Source organism: Elstera litoralis, from assembly GCF_000963705.1.
Lineage (GTDB): Bacteria > Pseudomonadota > Alphaproteobacteria > Elsterales > Elsteraceae > Elstera > Elstera litoralis.
Map to the genome: position 1 here is coordinate 1 of NZ_LAJY01000583.1, position 1599 is coordinate 1599.

General features: G+C 61.0%; 1 protein-coding gene and 1 pseudogene. One reads left to right on the forward strand and one right to left on the reverse strand.

What is annotated here, in order from left to right; genetic code table 11:
* Positions 1-318: pseudogene (locus VZ95_RS25955) on the forward strand (RT0821/Lpp0805 family surface protein); the annotation flags it as partial.
* Positions 319-371: 53 nt separating this feature from the next.
* Here the strand turns inward: VZ95_RS25955 and VZ95_RS17795 are convergent.
* A partial coding sequence (locus tag VZ95_RS17795) for an AAA family ATPase (RefSeq protein ID WP_045777052.1) occupies positions 372-1599 on the reverse strand: 1228 nt, incomplete at its 5' end.

Genomic DNA, 1599 nt, shown 5'->3' on the forward strand with positions numbered 1-1599 from the left:
GGCGCAGCCATTGCCGTCGGCGCGCTGGCCGGGGCGGCGGCGGGCTATTTCGCGGGCAATTCCATCGATAAGGGCCAGTGCGAACAGGCGATGATGGCGCGCAATCGGGCCCTCGACAGCGGCCAGATCGGCCAATCGATCGCCTGGAACGAGGGCCAAAACCGGGGCACCTTTACCCCAACGCGCGAAGGCCGCGACCAATCGGGCGCGGTGTGTAAAGAATATGAACAGACGATCTATGTGGATGGAAAGTCTGAAACCGGCATCGGTCGCGCTTGCCGCCGCCCCGATGGCCGCTGGCAGATCGTCAACGAATAGCCGTTGCGCCTTACAGCAGCAGGGCCGCCCCGAGGGGCGGCCCTTTTGTTTTTCTACTCGACCAACTCGGCTTCCGGCTCGGTCGCCTTGCGGCCCGGCGCGGAGGTAACGAGGAACGAGAGCTCCCCATCGCTGCCCACATCCACCTGCACATGCCCGCCGTGGGCGAGTTTGCCGAACAGCAGCTCTTCGGCGAGTGGCTTTTTGACCGTGTCTTGGATAACGCGGGCCAGCGGCCGCGCGCCGTAGAGCGGATCGAACCCCTTTTTCGACAGCCAAGTTTTAGCCGCTTCCGAGAGTTCCAACACCACGTGCCGGTCGGCCAGTTGCGCTTCGAGTTGGATGACGAACTTATCCACCACGCGGTCCATCACCTCCGGCGACAGATTGGCGAAGGGGATGGTGGCATCCAGGCGATTGCGGAACTCGGGCGTAAACATCCGCTCGATGGCTTCCTTATCCTCGCCCGTGCGCCGTTCCCGCTCGAACCCGAAGGCGGCTTTGGCCATATCAGCCGCGCCCGCATTCGTCGTCATGATGAGGATAACGTTGCGGAAATCGACATTCTTACCATTGTGATCGGTCAGTTTGCCGTGGTCCATCACTTGCAGCAGGATATTGAACAGGTCCGGATGGGCCTTTTCGATTTCATCCAGCAGCAGCACGCAATGGGGGTTCTGATCGATGGCATCGGTCAAGAGCCCGCCCTGATCGAACCCCACATAGCCCGGCGGCGCGCCGATGAGGCGGCTGACGGTATGGCGCTCCATATATTCCGACATGTCGAAGCGTTTCAGTTCAATCCCCAAGAGCCGCGCCAATTGCCGCGCCACTTCGGTCTTGCCAACGCCGGTGGGGCCGGAGAAGAGATAATTGCCGATCGGTTTTTCGGCATCGCGTAAGCCTGCCCGCGCCAGTTTGATGGCGCTGGACAGGGCTTTGATGGCTTCATCTTGCCCGAAGACCACCGTGGAAAGATCGCGCTCCAGGGTTTTCAGCACTTCGCGGTCGTCCGACGAAACGGCCTTTGGCGGGATGCGGGCGATTTTGGCGACCACCCCTTCCACGTCTTTCACCGAAATCGTCTTCTTGCGCTTGGAGAGCGGCAGCAGCATTTGCGCCGCCCCCACTTCGTCGATCACGTCGATGGCCTTATCGGGCAGTTTGCGATCGTTGATATAGCGCGCTGACAGCTCCACCGCCGTGCGGATGGCCTCATTCGTGTAGCGCACCTTATGGTGCTGCTCGTAATAGGCTTTAGGCCCTTGAGGATCTTGATCG